General features: G+C 69.2%; 16 protein-coding genes. 2 read left to right on the forward strand and 14 right to left on the reverse strand.

The window, feature by feature from the left end:
• The 9 genes from QNJ30_06470 to QNJ30_06510 form a co-directional block, all read right to left on the reverse strand.
• Positions 1–545 (reverse strand): cytochrome D1 domain-containing protein (locus tag QNJ30_06470; GenBank protein ID MDJ0943088.1); only part of this gene is annotated, 545 nt, incomplete at its 3' end.
• Complete coding sequence (gene nirJ, locus QNJ30_06475; protein ID MDJ0943089.1) at positions 520–1,731, reverse strand: heme d1 biosynthesis radical SAM protein NirJ; 1,212 nt, start codon at positions 1,729–1,731, stop codon at positions 520–522. The genes QNJ30_06470 and nirJ, both read right to left, overlap by 26 nt.
• A gap of 10 nt (positions 1,732–1,741) precedes the next feature.
• The gene (locus QNJ30_06480; GenBank protein MDJ0943090.1) at positions 1,742–2,218 is read right to left on the reverse strand and encodes an AsnC family transcriptional regulator; all 477 of its coding nucleotides are present in this window, start codon (positions 2,216–2,218) and stop codon (positions 1,742–1,744) included.
• Between the two features lie 2 nt (positions 2,219–2,220).
• Positions 2,221–2,676: an AsnC family transcriptional regulator gene (locus QNJ30_06485; GenBank protein ID MDJ0943091.1), complete on the reverse strand. Its 456-nt coding sequence runs from the start codon at positions 2,674–2,676 to the stop codon at positions 2,221–2,223.
• A complete protein-coding gene (locus QNJ30_06490; protein ID MDJ0943092.1) occupies positions 2,673–3,677 on the reverse strand; it encodes a hypothetical protein in 1,005 nt (334 codons plus the stop codon). Before QNJ30_06490 ends, QNJ30_06485 begins: the two co-directional genes overlap by 4 nt.
• Positions 3,674–4,873, reverse strand: a complete 1,200-nt coding sequence (locus QNJ30_06495; protein ID MDJ0943093.1) for a cytochrome D1 domain-containing protein — start codon at positions 4,871–4,873, stop codon at positions 3,674–3,676. Before QNJ30_06495 ends, QNJ30_06490 begins: the two co-directional genes overlap by 4 nt.
• Complete coding sequence (locus QNJ30_06500) at positions 4,870–5,208, reverse strand: cytochrome c (GenBank protein ID MDJ0943094.1); 339 nt, start codon at positions 5,206–5,208, stop codon at positions 4,870–4,872. Before QNJ30_06500 ends, QNJ30_06495 begins: the two co-directional genes overlap by 4 nt.
• A complete protein-coding gene (cobA, locus tag QNJ30_06505; GenBank protein ID MDJ0943095.1) occupies positions 5,174–5,953 on the reverse strand; it encodes a uroporphyrinogen-III C-methyltransferase in 780 nt (259 codons plus the stop codon). Before cobA ends, QNJ30_06500 begins: the two co-directional genes overlap by 35 nt.
• A 76-nt stretch (positions 5,954–6,029) precedes the next feature.
• Positions 6,030–7,805, reverse strand: a complete 1,776-nt coding sequence (locus QNJ30_06510; protein MDJ0943096.1) for a cytochrome D1 domain-containing protein — start codon at positions 7,803–7,805, stop codon at positions 6,030–6,032.
• Between the two features lie 141 nt (positions 7,806–7,946).
• Between QNJ30_06510 and QNJ30_06515 the strand changes: the two genes are divergently transcribed.
• Both QNJ30_06515 and QNJ30_06520 read left to right on the forward strand, forming a co-directional pair.
• Positions 7,947–10,049, forward strand: coding sequence for a 4Fe-4S binding protein (locus QNJ30_06515; GenBank protein MDJ0943097.1), 2,103 nt, complete (start codon positions 7,947–7,949; stop codon positions 10,047–10,049).
• Between the two features lie 85 nt (positions 10,050–10,134).
• Positions 10,135–10,845: a Crp/Fnr family transcriptional regulator gene (locus tag QNJ30_06520; GenBank protein MDJ0943098.1), complete on the forward strand. Its 711-nt coding sequence runs from the start codon at positions 10,135–10,137 to the stop codon at positions 10,843–10,845.
• Between the two features lie 2 nt (positions 10,846–10,847).
• Here the strand turns inward: QNJ30_06520 and QNJ30_06525 are convergent, their stop codons facing one another.
• Genes QNJ30_06525 through cyoE form a run of 5 tightly spaced genes read right to left on the reverse strand, consistent with a single transcriptional unit; the run spans position 10,848 to position 15,144 of the window.
• Positions 10,848–11,243 (reverse strand): bacteriohemerythrin, encoded by a 396-nt coding sequence (locus QNJ30_06525; GenBank protein ID MDJ0943099.1) that lies wholly within the window; start codon positions 11,241–11,243, stop codon positions 10,848–10,850.
• Positions 11,240–11,815, reverse strand: a complete 576-nt coding sequence (locus tag QNJ30_06530; protein MDJ0943100.1) for a hypothetical protein — start codon at positions 11,813–11,815, stop codon at positions 11,240–11,242. Before QNJ30_06530 ends, QNJ30_06525 begins: the two co-directional genes overlap by 4 nt.
• The gene (locus QNJ30_06535; protein MDJ0943101.1) at positions 11,808–13,415 is read right to left on the reverse strand and encodes a cytochrome b N-terminal domain-containing protein; all 1,608 of its coding nucleotides are present in this window, start codon (positions 13,413–13,415) and stop codon (positions 11,808–11,810) included. Before QNJ30_06535 ends, QNJ30_06530 begins: the two co-directional genes overlap by 8 nt.
• Entirely contained in the window at positions 13,412–14,269 is an 858-nt protein-coding gene (locus tag QNJ30_06540; GenBank protein ID MDJ0943102.1) for an SCO family protein, read from the reverse strand. Before QNJ30_06540 ends, QNJ30_06535 begins: the two co-directional genes overlap by 4 nt.
• 8 nt (positions 14,270–14,277) lie before the next feature.
• Positions 14,278–15,144, reverse strand: a complete 867-nt coding sequence (cyoE, locus tag QNJ30_06545) for a heme o synthase (GenBank protein MDJ0943103.1) — start codon at positions 15,142–15,144, stop codon at positions 14,278–14,280.
• Positions 15,145–15,168 lie beyond the last annotated feature (24 nt).

The raw sequence follows: 15,168 nt of genomic DNA on the forward strand, positions 1-15,168 counted from the left end.
AAGAAGACGTAGCGGCCGTCCGGCGTGAACTTGGGCCCGCCGTGTAGGGCGTAGCGGGTGGGGAAGCGGTGCAGCGGCTCGAAGCGGTCACCGTCCAGGATGGTCGCGTGGTGGTCGCCGGTCTCGACCACCACGAAGAGGTTCAGCGGGTCGGCTTCGAAGACCGGCTTATCGACCGAGGGACGCGCCTCCTCGAAGGTCCGACTGGCCTCGATCTCAGCGACGCCCCAGGTCGGCAGCTCGCGCAGCGGCGTGTAGATCAGCGCGACCAGCGCCTCGATCTCCGCCCCGCTCAAGGTCTCGGCGAAGCCGGGCATCTGGGTGGCGGCCCGGCCTTCGGCCACAACTTTGGCCGCCTTGGCCCGCTTCAGCCGGCGCAGGTTCTCGGGCAGCAGCGCCGGTCCGGTGCCGCCCAGGCGGTCGGCGCCGTGGCAGGACGCGCAATGCGTGGCGTAGAGCGCATCGCCCGCCTCTGCCGCCGCGGGCGGCGCGGTCCAGCCCAGCAGGGGCAGGAGGAGGCTAAGCGCGCAGGCGAGCCGCTTCATGCTTGCGTCCCCTGTAGGGTGTCACGGTCAGGCGCTCGCCGCCGTCCTCGACTCCGATCTCAGCGTCGGTCAGGTAGCAGGCCGGGTCCTCGGCCCAGGGATCGCCGGTCAGCTGCAGGGCGCGGACCCGGGTGTTGCCGCCGCAGATGTCGAAGTGGCGGCAGGCGCCGCAGCGGCCCTTGACCCGGCGCGGCCGCTGCTTGAGGCCGGCCAGGATCGGATCGGAGAGGTCGGTCCAGATCTCCGAGAAGCGCCGCGCCTTCACGTTGCCCAGGCTGTAGTGCCACCAGAAGGTGTCCGGGTGGACGTTGCCCAGGTTGTCGATGTTGGCGACGTTGACGCCCGAGGCGTTGCCGCCCCACTGGGCCAGCTTGGCACCGATGTGCTCCGCCAGCTCCGGAAAACGCCGCCGGACCCAGAACAGCAGGTAGACACCGTCGGCGTCGTTGTTGCCCGTGACGTACTCCTTGTGGCGCCCGGCGTCGGCGTCGGCCCAGGCCCGCTCGAAGAGCAGGTCCATGGCGTCGCGCGTCACCTGCCAGCGGGCGTCGTCGCCCCGGTTCTTGTTGCCGCGGCCGGCGTAGACCAGGTGCGAGAGGTAGAACTTGTCGACGCCCTCGGCCTCGGCGAGGTCGAGCAGGGCCGGCAGCTGGTGCGCGTTGTCCAGGGTCATGGTGAAGCGCAGGCCGACCTTGATGCCCCGGTCGCGGCAAAGCCGCACGGCGGCCAGGGAGTCGGCGAAGGCGCCGTCGCGGCCGCGGAAGCGGTCGTGAGTCTCGCCCAGGCCGTCGAGCGAAATGCCGACGTAGTCGTAGCCTATGTCCTGAATTCGCTCGATGTTGCTCTCGTCGATCAGGGTCCCGTTGGACGAGAGGCCGACGTAGAAGCCGAGGTCCTTGGCCCGCCGGGAGATCTCGAAGATGTCCGGACGCAGCAGCGGCTCGCCGCCGGAGAGGATCAGCACCGGGACGCGGAAGGCCTTGAGGTCATCCATCACGGCGAAGACCTCCTCGGTCGAAAGCTCGCCCGGGAAATCGACGTCGCCGGAGATCGAATAGCAGTGCTTGCACAGCAAGTTGCAGCGGCGGATCAGGTTCCAGATCACCACCGGCCCCGGCGGATTGCGCTTCGGCCCCAAGGGGGTCGGCGCCACGATCTCCTGCATGAACTGGCTGAGCCGGAACATCTTTTTCTCCTCAGGCCGCGATCCGCAGGCCGGTCTTCTTCAGGATCCGGGTGCTGTAGAGCACTTCGTGGGCCGACGCGGCCGGGCCGAGCAGAGCCGAGATGCGCGCCACCTTGTCCTCGACCTCCTCGCGGCTGCGGCCGTGGACCATGGCGAAGAGGTTGTAGGGCCAGAGCGGCAGGTGCCGCGGCCGGCGGTAGCAGTGGCTGACGAAATCCAGGGCCCCGACCTGTGGACCCAGCTCTGCGACCCGGGCATCCTCGACGTCCCAGACGCTCATGCCGTTCGCGGTCCAGCCCAGGGCATAGTGGTTGGGCACCGCGCCGATCCGGCGCACCACGCCCCGCGCCTGCATCCGGCGCAGGCGGTCCATCACCTTCTCCGCCGAGACGCCCAGGGCCTCGGCCAGGGCGTGGTAGGGGCGCGGCACCAGCGGCAGGCCGCCTTGCGTGGCGGCGATGATCCGGCGGTCCAGGTCGTCGAGCACGGCTAAACCTCCACCTTGAGACCGATGAAGAACTCGTCGAGCTTGGGCATGCTGTAGACGCTCAGGCCGGTCTCGGCCTCGATCGCTTTCGCGACCTCTTCGATGCGCTCCGGATGCTCGCTAGCCAGGACGAACCACATGTTGAGGGCGTGGTCGCGGGCATAGTTGTGGGCGACCTCGGGATGGGCGTTGACCTGTTCAGCGACGGTGTCGAAGCGCGCCGCGGGCACGGCCATGCCGCAGAGGCAGACCGCGCCGCCCAGGCGCTCGGCATTGAACAGGGGTGCGAAGCGGCTCAACGCGCCGGTCTCGACCAGCCGGCCGAGGCGCGCGATCAGCTCCTCCTCCTCGATCCCGAGTGCCGCCGCCGCCTCGGCATAGGGCCGCTCGCAGACGGGGAAGCCGCCTTGCAGGCCATTGACGATCCGCCGGTCCAGGGAGTCGAGCGCTACGCTCATGCCGCCGCCTCCTTGGCCGCGCCGGAGAAGCGGGCGCCGCGCTGCTTGAAGCAGCGGCGGCTGAAAAGCACGGCCTGCGGCAGCGCTCGTGTCCCCGCGGTGTCGTTCAGTTGGCCGATCTGGCCTTCGACCGTGATCCGGTCCCGGCCGTGGATCATGCAGAAGAGGTTGTAAGGCCAGCGCGGCCGGCGCCGCGGCCGGCGGTAGCAGAGCGTGACGAAGGGCTGGCCGGCGAAGACGGCCGCGACCCGGTCGACATCTTCGTCCGCGACGTCCCAGACCGCCATGGCGTTGGCCCGGTAGCCGAGGCTGCGGTGCCGGACCACCAGGCCGAAGCGGGAGATGACGCCGCCGGCGCAGAGCCGGCGCAGGCGGTCGATCACCTCGGCCTCGCTCCATTCGAGACGGTGGGCCACGGCGGCGAAAGGACGCGGCACTAGGGGCAGGCCATCCTCAATGGCCGAGAGCAACCGCCGGTCCGCGGCGTCGGGTACGAACGCCGGCGCCGCGCTGCCAGCCTTGCCCCGGCGTGGGGACTCGCCGCCGCTGTCCAGGCCAAAACCCAGGTCGATGTGGTAGGCCCGCTCCAGGGGCAGGTCGAGCACCTCGAGGCCGCTGTCCCGGGCGATGCGCGCCAGGGCCGCCGTCACCGCCGCGCGGTCGGGCGCGGCGACGACGAACCAGAGATTGATCTCGTGCTCGCGCTCGTAGTTGTGGTTGACCGCGGGCTCGGCGTCGACCCGCGCGGCCACCGCCTCCAGGCGCGCCGGCGGCACGGCCATGGCGGCCAGGGTGCTGGCGCCGGCCGTGTTGGGCCGCACCACGGCGCCGACCCGCGAGATCAGGCCCCGCCGTCGGAAGTCGGCGAGCCGCTCCAGCACGGCCGCTTCGTCGGTGTCGTGTGCCGTCGCCAGGACCGCAAAGGGCCGCGGCTCCAGCGGGAAGTCCCGCTGCCAGCGGTCGAGCAGCGCCAGTTCGAGCGGAGTCAACGTCTCGATCATAGGCCCAACCGCGTCGCGCGAGCGGTGAAGAAGATGCCGCTCGGCTTGGCCACCGGCAGCTCCGCCAGCTTCTCGAAGCTGCGGGTGTCGTAGACCTCGACCTTGTCGGCGTCGCGGACCGAGATCCAGACCTCGTGGCCGCGCGGCGTGAACTCCAGGTGCAGGACGGCCGGGCCCGGCTCGAAGGCGTGGATCACCTCCAGGCTCGGCACGTCGACGACCTGCACGGTGTCGTTCCGGGGATGGGCGAAGTTGACCCAGACCTGGCGGCCGTCGGGCCGGGCCACCGCGAAGATCGGCTGGCCGTGAACCGGGATCCGGCCGAGCTCGCGGAAGCTCCCGGCGTCGACCGCCAGCAGCTCGTGGCGTCCGACCGCCGGCAGGATGAAGCGGTCGCCGGCCCGCGCCCAGCCTTCCAGGTGCGGCATCTTGTAGACCGGAAGCTTCTCCTCGCCCCGGCCATAGCCGTCGAGGATCCGCTCGACCTTCGGCGGCGCCGCCCAGAGGTCCAGATGCGCCAGGCCATCCTCGCCGAAGAGACCGGCAATATAGTGCCGGCCGTCGCCGGTGATCAGGGCGTCGTAGGGCAGCTCGCCGATGTCCTTGTATTTCGTGACCCGGGGCGTCGCCCCGCCGGAGAAGTCGGCGACCCAGATCTCGCCGCCATCGTAGAGCGTGAAGACGAAGCGCCGGCCCGGCGCGTCGACCAGGCCCACGGTCTTGGAGCGGGCGCCGCCCGTCCCTTGGCCTGTGGCGCCGTAGTCGGCCGGGATGTCGGCGACCGGCTCCAGGGTCGTGGCGTCGAAGACCCGGACGCCGCCGGGCTCGTAGTTGGAGACCGCGACCAGCCGGCCGTCGTCGGAGATCGCCCCGCCGATCGAGTTGCCGGCCTGGACGATGCGCTTGGCGATGCGCCGGGTCAGCAGGTCGATCTTGGTCAGGCCGCCGTCGCGGCCGAAGACGAAGGCATAGCGCTGGTCGGGGGAGAAGACCGCCGAGGCGTGCGAGAGGTCGCCCAGGCCCTCGACCCGGCCGAGCACCCGCCGCGCGCTGGTATCGACGATCTGCACCGAGCCGCCAGCGCGCTCGACCACGATGCCGAGGTCGCCGGTCCCGCGCAGCTCCTCCGCACCGAGGCCGCCCAGCGGTGCCGACGCCAGGAGAAAGACGGAAATCAGGGTCGCGACCCGCATCATTCGATGGTTCCTCGCTTCAGGGCCCGGGCGATCCAGAGGGCTTCCGCCTCGCTGAGCTGGCCGCGCCAGGGCGGCATCGGCGTGCCGGGAATCCCGTCGAGGATGACCTCGGCCAGGGCTTCGGCCTCGGCCCCGGCCAGGGCCTCCGGCAGCAGCGGGCGGCCGAGCCCGCCCTTCAGGGTCATGCCGTGGCAGGAGCCGCAATCCTGCCGCACCAGATAGGACAGGGCCGCCTGCCGCTCGGGCGTAGGCTTTCCGGCCGTGCCGGCGGCGACGCCCCAGGCGGCGAGCGCGACGGCGCTAAGCGCCGGAAGCCACGCGAGGCTCTTCGCCATCTTCCGCCTCTCCCAAGGTGGCGCCCAGAGCCGCCACCTTGCCGATGATGAACAGGACCGGACCCTCGAAGTCCGCCGCCCGCACCGCGGCCGGCAGGGCCGCCAGGCTGGTCAGCAACCGGCGTTCCCGAGGGGTCGTCCCGTTGTTGACCGCAAGCGCCGGGGTCTCGGCCGGCAGGCCCCGCGCCATGAGCTCTTCGGCGATCTGTTCGATGTGCGCGCGGCCCATGTAGACGACGAGGGTCGTCTCGGGATCTGCCAGACCGTCCCAGTCGAGCTCGAGGTCCTGGTCCTCGCGGCAGTGTCCCGTCAGGTAGCGCACGCCGGTCGCGAGGCCGCGGTGTGTCAAGGGCACCCCGGCCCGGGCCGCGCAACCTTGGGCTGAGGTGATTCCGGGAATGACCTCGCAGGCGACGCCGCGCTGCGAAAGGGCCGCCGCCTCCTCGCTGCCGCGCCCGAAGACGAAGGGGTCGCCGCCCTTGAGCCGGACCACGCGACGGCCGCTTTCCGCGAGGCGGATCAGCAGGGCGTTGATCTCGCCCTGCGGCACCGGATGGTGCCCCGGTTGCTTGCCGACGTAGATCCTGGCCGCCCCGGCCGGCGCCAGCGCCAGGATCTCGTCGGAGACCAGCCGGTCGTAGACGACGACCTCGGCGCCTTCCAGGCAACGCAGCGCCTTGACGGTCAGAAGCTCCGGATCGCCCGGCCCGGCGCCGACCAAAAAGACCCGTCCAACATCCTGCATCAGTGCCTCCCTTGGAAGCCTGGAAGCGGTACGGGCGGCCGGTCGAGACCCGCCGCCCGTGGACACCACAGCACGCTCAGTAGACGTCCTTGCGCGTGTTGTAGACGTTGAACTTCCCGGTCGGCGTCTTGAGCCGCGGGTCCTTGATGACATGCTTCATCTTCAGGGTCTTGTCGTCCACGACCACGATGGCCGATTCCTGGTCCACCGCGTTCCAGACCGAGAACCAGATCTCGTCGCCGGCCTGGTTGAACTCGCCCTGGACCACCCGGCGCACGCCTTCGCTGATGCCCGACCATTCGCCGATTGGCAGTACGGTGTACTCCGGCTCCTCCTTGGTCAGGTCGGCGATCTTGAAGACCGCGACCGAAGAGGCGATCTCGGCCTCGGGATTGAGCGGCGTGTCGACGTAGAGGTGCTTGGACTCCGGATGGGTCTTGACGAAGAGCGATCCGCCGCCCTGTCCCTCGAGAGTCTGCACCACCTTCCAGGCGTGCTCCTTGTTCTTCTCCGGATCGGTGCCGATCAGGGAGATGGTCTCGTCGCCCAGGTGGCTGGTCACCCAGACCGGCCCGAAGGTCGGGTGCACGATGTTGGCGCCGCGGCCCGGGTGCGGCTTGATGCCGCCGGACTCGATCACATCCACCAGGCGGCCTTCCTTGGTGTCGACGATGGCGACCTTGTCTCGGGCATTGGCCGCGACCAGGAAGTAGCGGCCGGTGGAGTCGAAGCCACCGTCGTGCAGAAAGCGCTCGGCCTCGATCGCCGTGACCTTCAGGTTCTTGATGTCCTGATAGTCGACCAGCAGGATCTGCCCGGTTTCCTTGACGTTGACGATGAACTCGGGCCGGTAGTGCGAGGCGACGATGGCCGCGACCCGCGGCTCCGGATGGTACTCCTGCGTGTCATAGACCATGCCCCGGGTGGACATGATCTTGAGTGGCTCAAGGGTGGCGCCGTCCATGATCACGTACTGCGGTGGCCAGTAGGACCCGGCGATGGCGTACTTGTCCTCCCAGCCCTCCATCTTGGAAGTTTCGACCGAGCGCGCCTCCGAGCCGATCTTGAGCTCGGCCACCGTCTGGGGCTCCTCCATCCAGAGGTCGATCAGATTGACCTTGGCATCGCGGCCGATGACGAAAAGGTAGCGGCCGGAAGCCGAGAGCCGGGAGATGTGGACCGCGTAGCCGGTCGGGATCACCGCCACGATCTCCTTGGAGTCGCCCGTGATCAGAGCAACTTCGCCGGTGTCGCGCAGCGTCACCGAGAACAGGTTCTCGATGTCGTAGTCGTTCATCTTCTTGGTCGGCCGCTCCTCGACCGGGATGAGGACCTTCCAGGTCTCCTTCATCTCGGCCATGCCGAACTCCGGCGGCGCCGTCGGCTCGTTCAGCAGATAACGAGCCATGAGATCGATGTCTTTCTCGTTGAGGTCGCCCGAGGTGCCCCAGTTCGGCATCCCGCCCGGAGAACCGTAGGTGATGAAATCTCGGAGGTAGTCGTAGCCGTTCTCACGCGTGAGGTCGGTGGTCAGGGCCGTGCCGGTCGCGCCCTTGCGCAGCACACCGTGGCAGCCAGCGCAGCGCTCGAAGTAGATCTGGTTGGCGCGGTTGAACTCTTCCTGAGTCATCGAAGGCACGCCTTCCTTGGCGCCGGGCGCTTCCAGCTCGCCTTCCTTCAGGACGTCCAGGCTCGGCTCGTATTTGCCGCCTGGTGTGGTCTTGTGCTTTTCGACATCGGCGGGCTTTGGCGACTGCGCTGCGGCCGGAAGCGTCAGGCCGAGCGACAGGACGATGGATAACGCGAGCGACGGCAGGAGCGCCGCCTTCGGCTGGGCAGTGCAAAAAGTCATGGTCTCTCTCCCAGGACACATGGAGCAGCGTCAAGATGCAGCGCCGCACGATGCTTCGCCTTGACTTCGATCAATTATGGCTGCGGTATGGCAGTTGATCTTGGTCAAGGCCCGTCCCCTGGGCCGGTCTAGTGTCGATAAATGCCGCTTTCCTCGCTCTTGTCGCGCCTGGCCGCAGCCGTTCTCGCGGCGCTGCTGCTGCCGTCTTGGGCGCGCGCCGATACCGGCCTCGCCGCCGATCTCTTCGCGGTGCCGGAGCCTTCGCTCAGCCTGAGCGCCTTCGAAGGAAATCCGCCCGCCGCCGAGGTGAGCCGCGACGGCCGGCTACTCGGCTACCTGGTCTCGAGCCAGGCGGCGATCGCCTCGGTCGGCTACTCGGGCAAGCCGGTCGACGTCTGGCTGGCGATCGACCTGGAGGCCCGGGTCGCCGGCGCACGGCTGGTCGCTCATCAGGAGCCAATCCTGGTCATCGGCGTCACCCCGGAGGACCTGGAGTCCTACGTCGCCGGCTTCGCAGGTCTGGACCTCGCAACGGGCAGGCTCACGACCGAAACGGAGGACCCCTCCCTGCCCGAGGTCGTGGCCGGGGCGACGGTTTCCAGTGCCGTGATCAAGGACGCGATCCTGCGCAGCGGCCGGGCCGTCGCCGCGGCCCGCGGACTGCTCGGCGGTGCCGGCGCCGGACCGCAGCTCGACCGCGGCAGCTTCGCTCCCGCGACCTGGGGCGAACTGATAGAGCGCGGCGCGCTGGTCCGGCGCGACGTCGCCCGCGGCGAGGCCGCAGCGGTCCTCGGCGAGACTCCGCCGAGCGGCGCCGAGGCCGAGCAGACCTTTATCACGCTGCTCGCCGGCCTGGCGACGACGCCGAGCGTCGGCCAGAACCTGCTCGGCCGGCGGAGCTACGAGTCGCTGCTCGCCGAGATGGGCGCCGAGGACAACCTGCTTCTGATCGCGGCAGAGGGGCTCTACTCCTTCAAGGGCACCGGCTACCGCCGCAGCGGCGTCTTCGAGCGCATCGAACTGCGCCAGGACGCCCGCACGATCAAGTTGACCCGCGACTCCTACAGCAACGTCGAGGAGCTCCGTGCCGCGGGCGCCCCGGCATTGCGCGAAATCGGCGTCTTCGAGCTGCCGGCGGCCAGCGGCTTCGACCCGGCTCGGCCCTGGGAGCTGGTGCTCCTGGTGAGCCGGGAAGGCGCCTCTGGCGGGTTGGTCACGGGAACCTTCCCTCTGCGCTATCGGCCGCCGGCCTGGCTTTTCCTCGGCGGCATCGAGGAGGCCGAGGCCGTCCCGCCGCAACCCACCTTGTGGCAGGAGATCTGGCGGGAGCGCGCTTTCGAGGTCGCCGCACTGACGCTGCTGCTGCTGGCCCTGGCGTCGATCCTGGTGTTCCAGGACTCCCTCGCGCGGCGCTACCGGGTTTATCGCAGAGTGCGCATCGCCTTCCTCGTCGTCACGCTGGTTTGGCTCGGCTGGATCGCGGGGGCGCAGCTCTCCGTGGTCAATGTCCTGACCTTCGTCCAGGCGCTCTTGACCGGCTTCCAGTGGGAGCTCTTCCTGCTCGACCCGCTGATCTTCCTACTCTGGGGCTTCGTCGCCATCGGCCTTCTGTTCTGGGGCCGCGGCGTCTTCTGCGGCTGGCTCTGTCCCTTCGGTGCCCTGCAGGAGCTGCTGAACATGGCGGCGCAGCGGCTGCGCATCCCGCAGCTTTCGATCCCCTTCGCCCTGCACGAGCGGCTCTGGCCGATCAAGTACATTCTCTTCCTGGGGCTCTTCGCAATCTCCCTGCATTCAGTGACCCTGGCCTTCCGCTTCGCCGAGGTCGAGCCCTTCAAGACGGCCATCACGCTCAAGTTCCTGCGCGATTGGCCCTATTTGCTCTACGCCCTGGGGCTGCTCGTCGCAGGGCTTTTCGTGCAGCGATTCTTCTGCCGCTATCTCTGTCCCCTGGGGGCCGCGCTGGCGATCCCCGCCCGCCTGCGCATGTTCGAATGGCTGAAGCGCAAGGTCCAGTGCGGCCGGGAATGCCGGATCTGCGCCAGCCGCTGCCCGGTGCAGGCCATCCACCCGCTGGGCCAGATCAACCCCAACGAATGCATCCACTGCCTGAACTGCCAGACGCTCTACTACGACGCGACGACCTGTCCCCCGCTGGTGGCGCGGGCGCAGCGCCGCGCGCGGGCGAGCCAGGCCGCCGCCGCGGCCGGAGGAACCGACCAGGGGCGCCAACTCAGCGGAAATTGATCTCGATCAATGAGAATGCTGGCGCTTCCGGCATAATGGTGAGACTGCCAAGAACCAACAAGAAGACACGAGCCGGGAGTTCGTCATGTACGGCAAGCCCGCGGTGGCTGAGATCGCCCGAGAGACCCTGATACTCAAGAGCCTCCCGAAGGATCTGGCGGAAGAGCTTCTGCAGACCGCCGTGACCAGGCACTTCGACCGGGGCGAGACGATCTTCCTCCAGGGCGACGCGGCCGACTACATCTTCATCGTAATCGAAGGCTGGGTGAAGCTCTTCCGCATGACCCCGAACGGGACCGAGGCCGTGGTCGGCGTCTTCACCCAGGGCCGCAGCTTCGCCGAGGCCGCGGTCTTCTCGGGCGTGCCCTATCCGGTCACCGCGGAGGCGGTGACAAGCTGTCAGCTGCTGTCGGTTCCGTCGCAGGCCATCCTGTCGCGCATGCGGAACCGGCCGGAGCTCTGCCTGGCGGTGCTGGCGGCCTCCTTCATGCACCTGCACGGCCTTGTCAGCCAGATCGAGCAGCTGAAGGCACACACCGGCGCCCAGCGCCTGGCCGAGTTCCTGGTCGACCTCTGCCCGGTCGAGACCGGCGCCTGCACCATCACCCTGCCCTACGACAAGTCCTTGATCGCGGGGCGCCTGGGCATGAAGCCGGAGAGCCTGTCGCGGTCCTTCGCCAGGCTGCGGGAACAGGGCGTGAGCGTCTCTCACAATCAAGCCGCGATCCGCGACGTGGAAGCGCTGCGCAACTACGTCGAGGAGGACCGGGCCCTCGCCTGGAGCCGCGCCCAGTAGCGCTATCCCAACATCCGATGCAGGCGCGCGTCCTTGGTCTTGAAATGCTGGGTGAACCAGCTCTGCAGGTGCTCTGACAGGACCTCGTCGTAGTCGGCGTAGGCACCGCGCGCTTGATTGTCCATGATGTCTCGGATGCCGTCGAGCAGCGCCTCGTGGTCCGCCTTGTGCTCAGCGTACTGGTCGTAGCCGCGTTCGCGCATGATCTTTTCCTCCAGGGCGAAGTGCGCAGAGATCTGGGCGTGGATCTGGCCAAGGAAATCCGCGACCGCTTCTTCGTCCGCCCCGCCCTGGAGCCGACCGTGGAGATCGTTCAACAAGGCGATCAGGGCTTCGTGCTCGTGATCGACCGAGGCGATCCCGGTGCGGAACTCGTCGCGCCATTCGACCAGGGTCATCGCCGGCCTCCGTCCGCGGACGGATCGGCGTCGGCCAGCCTCCGCGGCTCCGGGCCTGCCGCCGCCTCGGTGAAAAGAAAGCCGCCCGCCTCGGCCCGGAACTCGATGACCAGGCGCCGGCGCGGCGCGATGTCGACGGTCTCCTCGCGGCTGTAGTCGAAGCCCTCTGCGCGGTCGCTGTCGCGCAGGCGGGCGACCAGGCTGTGCCGGCCGCTGGGCACGACGAAGTTCGCGTAGAGCTGGGAGGGTCCGTCGCCGAAGAGTCCGCTCGGCGGGACCGCCTCGCCGACCAGCAGCGCGCCGTCGAGCTCGATCTCGACCACGACCGCTTGGCGGCCGCGATCCTCGCAGATCATCGGCTTGCGCTGCGACGGCGGCAGCGCGGCGATCTCCTCGGCGGTCAGGCGCCGGCACGCGCCAAGACGCTCGCCGCTGTGGGCGATGTTCAAGGTCAGCTGGCCCTGGTCTTCGGGAAAACGCTCGTAAACCGGGCTGTCGGCAAAGAACCCGAGCAGCACCGCGATCAGGCCATAGACCAGCGCCTGGCCGAGGTATCGCAGCAGCCTAGGCATCGATCTTCTCGCCCTGGCGTCCGGCATTCGGCCCGAGCGGCGGGCCGGAAGGCGGCCCGGGACTCGGCTTTGCCGGCGCCGGCAGGTCGGCCAGCGCGGCCTGGAAGTCCTCGATCGCGCGCTCCAGGCGACGGCGGTCGCCGCTGCCGGCCCAGCAGACCGAGAGGCGCTCGCGCGGGACCCGGCGGCGCAGGTAGGGGTCGCGGGTGCCGGCCAGACGCGCCGCCATCCACTCGATGCCGAAACGGTTGTGACACTCGCCGTCGCGACAGCCGGTGATGACGACTCCGCCGGCGAGATCCCGGCTCAGCACGTAGTCGATGAAGGAGGGCGGCAGAGCCGCCGTGCAGGGCAGCGAGACCGCCGCAATCTCGGCCCGCCGGAGCCGCTCCACCGCGACGGCGTGGTCGCAGCCGAAGACCAGGACCAGGCGCTGCCCCGAAGTCGACGCCGCGGCGGCCTCGACCCGGTCGCGCAGGGCGCGCAGGCTGCGCTGCGGCAGGTCGATGCCCGGGACCAGAGCGCTGGCCCGACGGAAGGGCGTGCTGGTCGGGCAGGCGCCAGCGCAGATGCCGCAGGCGACGCAGAGATCGGCGTCGACGACGGCCTCCTGCTCGAACGGCAGGCCGTCGCTGCGCGGCCGCATCTGTATGGCGTTATAGGGACAGTCATCGGCGCAGCGCGCGCAGCCGTTGCAGTTCGCCAGGTCGACCACGGCCGCGACTTCGGCCGTGCGGCGCAGCGGCGGCAGCCAGGGCAGCATCACCAGCATCAGCCCCAGGACCCCGAGAAAGACCCAGACCGCACCCTTGGAGAAGATGTCCATCAGGGGATAGGCGACCAGGTAGTACCAATCGAGCTTGAGCACCGAGGGCACCGTCGACAGGTCCGCGGGGCCGTGGCTCACCGCCGGCTTCACGAAGGCGAGCGCCAGCAGCATGACGAAGGTGCCGATGGCGAGGCCGCGCCCCGGATTGATCTGCGGCTTGGTGACCCTCTGCAGATGGATCCAGAGGACCAGGAGCAGAAGCAGCGGAACCACGATGTGGATGAAGGTCATCAGGGTGAAGAAACGGTCGTCCAGCGAGGCCGGCGTCAGGAAATTGCGCGCGATCGGCTCGCCGAAGATCGCCAGCCAGTCCAGCCATTCGGTGGTGGCGATGGCGATGTACTGGGCGAGCTGGTCCCAGACCAGCCAGTAGCCCGAGATCCCGGCGATGAAGACCAGCGCGAGGACCGGCACCCCGGTCACCCAGGTGAACCAGCGGGGACCGCGATAGCGGCCGAGGGCGAACTCCCGCAGCATGTGAACGACCATCATCAGCACCATGCCGTCAGAGGCGTAGCGGTGCAGGCTGCGCATCACGCCGCCAAGGTACCACTGCTCGCTGGTGAGGTAGGCGATGGAGTCGTAGGCCTCTGTGGTGCCGGTGTCGAAGAAGATGTAGAGGTAGATGCCGCTGACCGCGACCACCCAGAAATAGAAAAAGCCGAGGGCGCCGAGCTGATAGAGCGGGTTCCACCGTGGACCGAAGAGGCCGTCCAGCCAGCCTTCGACGGTCTGGAAGCCCGCCCTCATCCAGCCCTGAAGGAAGCTCAAGACCGGGACTCCGGGAGGCCGGAGGGGGTCGTTGACCGGCTGCGCCACCAGGCACGCAGCAGCAGGACCGCCATGCCGAGCAGGCTGGCGGCCCCGACGGTGAAGGCAATGAAGATGGAATAGTCGAAGCGGTAGCGCTGGCTGTTCGGGTCGTAGTAGGTGCAGAACAGGCGGATCCGGTTCACCAAGTTGGTGACCGCGCCGGCCTCGGCCCGCCGCCCGAAGACCAGCTCCATCAGCGGCTCCACCAGCGCCGGGGCCTTGAAGGTCGCGCCGTAGACCTGCCGGTAGATGCGGCCCTCGGCATCGATGATCGTGGTCTGCGCCAGGTGATCGAAGCCGCGCGGCGAGGGGAAGTAGATGAAGCCCAGGTTCTCGACCAGGCGCTCGAGGGTTTCGGCGTCGCCGCTGAGGAAGGCCCAGTTCGCCAGGTCCACGCCCTGGCCGTGCGCGAAGGCGCGCATCCGCGCCGGCGTGTCGCCGCGGGTGTCGAAGCCGATGGTCACCACCGAGAAGCTGTCTGCGCCGAGGCTGTCCCGCGCCACCGCCACCGCGTCCTGCAGGGTCTGGACGACGATCGGGCAGGACTCGGCGCAGGCGGTGAAGACCAGGTTCACGACCAGGGGCTTGCCCCGATAGGCGGCCAGCTGGACCGGCCGGCGCCGGGTGTCGAGGAAGTCGTAGTCGCCCAGGTCGCGACCGATGGCCGCTTGGCTGTAGGCGATCGCCGCCTCCGGGTCGAAGGCGACGGCGGGATCCGGCGCCGCCTCGGCCGGGCCCGCGAGGATCCAGAGCGAAGCCAGGGCGCACACGCGGGCTTGCCTGGCCAGAGCGTGCATGGCCCGGGCGCGCATGGCCGGCCCTATCCCAGGATCAGGCGATCGGCGATCGCGGCGAAGAGCAGGAGGCCGAGCTGGACCAGCGAGGCGAAGAAGTTGGCCATCGCCGCCCTGGGGCCGGGGTCCAAGACCAGCTGCACCGACTTCTGAACGAAGTAGGCGCCGCCAGCGGCCGCGCCCAGAAGGTAGATCCAGCCCATGCCGAGCGCGGCCGGCAGCAGCGACAGGATGACCAGGGCCAGGGTATGGCCGAGGATGACCCAGGCCGCCAGGGCGTCGCCGACCACCACCGGCAGCATGGGCACGCCGGCTGCGGCGTAGTCCTTGTGCAGGGCGGTGGCCAGGCTCCAGAAGTGCGGCGGGGTCCAAAGGAAGAGAACCACGGCCAGCACGATCGGCGCGGCCGAAAGGCTCGGGTCTACGGCCGAGGCCCCGGCCAGGACCGCGAAGCTGCCGGCCAGCCCGCCGAAGACGATGTTCGTCCAGGTCCGGTTCTTGAGCCAGATGGTGTAGACCACGCCGTAGGTGAAGGCGCCGAGGAAGACGTGGATCGCGACCGCCGCGTTGAAAGCCCAGGCCGCCATGGCCACGGCGAGGACCAGGATGCCGAGGATCGCGACCAGCCAGAGCGGGCCGGGCTTCAAGGCGCCGGTCACGAAGGGGCGCCGGCGGGTCCGTGCCATGCGGGCGTCGAGATCGCGCTCGACGTACTGGTTGAAGGCGCCGGCGCTCGCCGCCGACATCAGGACGGCCAGGGCCAGGACCGCGACCTTCCAGCCCTCGACCGCCGGCCCCGGGGTGACCGCCAGGCCGCCGAGCGCGCAGAGCATGATCGCCAGGCCGATGCGGAGCTTGAAGACCGACCAGAGCTGCCCGATGGTGTCTGCCATTCACCCGTCTCCAGATCGCCGGCG

Source organism: Kiloniellales bacterium, from assembly GCA_030066685.1.
Lineage (GTDB): Bacteria > Pseudomonadota > Alphaproteobacteria > Kiloniellales > JAKSBE01 > JAKSBE01.

Bases quoted from the DNA above. Each gene is read 5' to 3' on its own strand.
- QNJ30_06495 (MDJ0943093.1), bottom strand. From the start codon at position 4,873: ATGATGCGGGTCGCGACCCTGATTTCCGTCTTTCTCCTGGCGTCGGCA.
- QNJ30_06510 (MDJ0943096.1), bottom strand. From the start codon at position 7,805: ATGACTTTTTGCACTGCCCAGCCGAAGGCGGCGCTCCTGCCGTCGCTC.
- QNJ30_06500 (MDJ0943094.1), bottom strand. From the start codon at position 5,208: ATGGCGAAGAGCCTCGCGTGGCTTCCGGCGCTTAGCGCCGTCGCGCTC.
- QNJ30_06530 (MDJ0943100.1), bottom strand. From the start codon at position 11,815: ATGCCTAGGCTGCTGCGATACCTCGGCCAGGCGCTGGTCTATGGCCTG.
- QNJ30_06515 (MDJ0943097.1), top strand. From the start codon at position 7,947: ATGCCGCTTTCCTCGCTCTTGTCGCGCCTGGCCGCAGCCGTTCTCGCG.
- QNJ30_06485 (MDJ0943091.1), bottom strand. From the start codon at position 2,676: ATGAGCGTAGCGCTCGACTCCCTGGACCGGCGGATCGTCAATGGCCTG.
- QNJ30_06520 (MDJ0943098.1), top strand. From the start codon at position 10,135: ATGTACGGCAAGCCCGCGGTGGCTGAGATCGCCCGAGAGACCCTGATA.
- cyoE (MDJ0943103.1), bottom strand. From the start codon at position 15,144: ATGGCAGACACCATCGGGCAGCTCTGGTCGGTCTTCAAGCTCCGCATC.
- cobA (MDJ0943095.1), bottom strand. From the start codon at position 5,953: ATGCAGGATGTTGGACGGGTCTTTTTGGTCGGCGCCGGGCCGGGCGAT.
- QNJ30_06490 (MDJ0943092.1), bottom strand. From the start codon at position 3,677: ATGATCGAGACGTTGACTCCGCTCGAACTGGCGCTGCTCGACCGCTGG.
- QNJ30_06525 (MDJ0943099.1), bottom strand. From the start codon at position 11,243: ATGACCCTGGTCGAATGGCGCGACGAGTTCCGCACCGGGATCGCCTCG.
- nirJ (MDJ0943089.1), bottom strand. From the start codon at position 1,731: ATGTTCCGGCTCAGCCAGTTCATGCAGGAGATCGTGGCGCCGACCCCC.
- QNJ30_06540 (MDJ0943102.1), bottom strand. From the start codon at position 14,269: ATGCGCGCCCGGGCCATGCACGCTCTGGCCAGGCAAGCCCGCGTGTGC.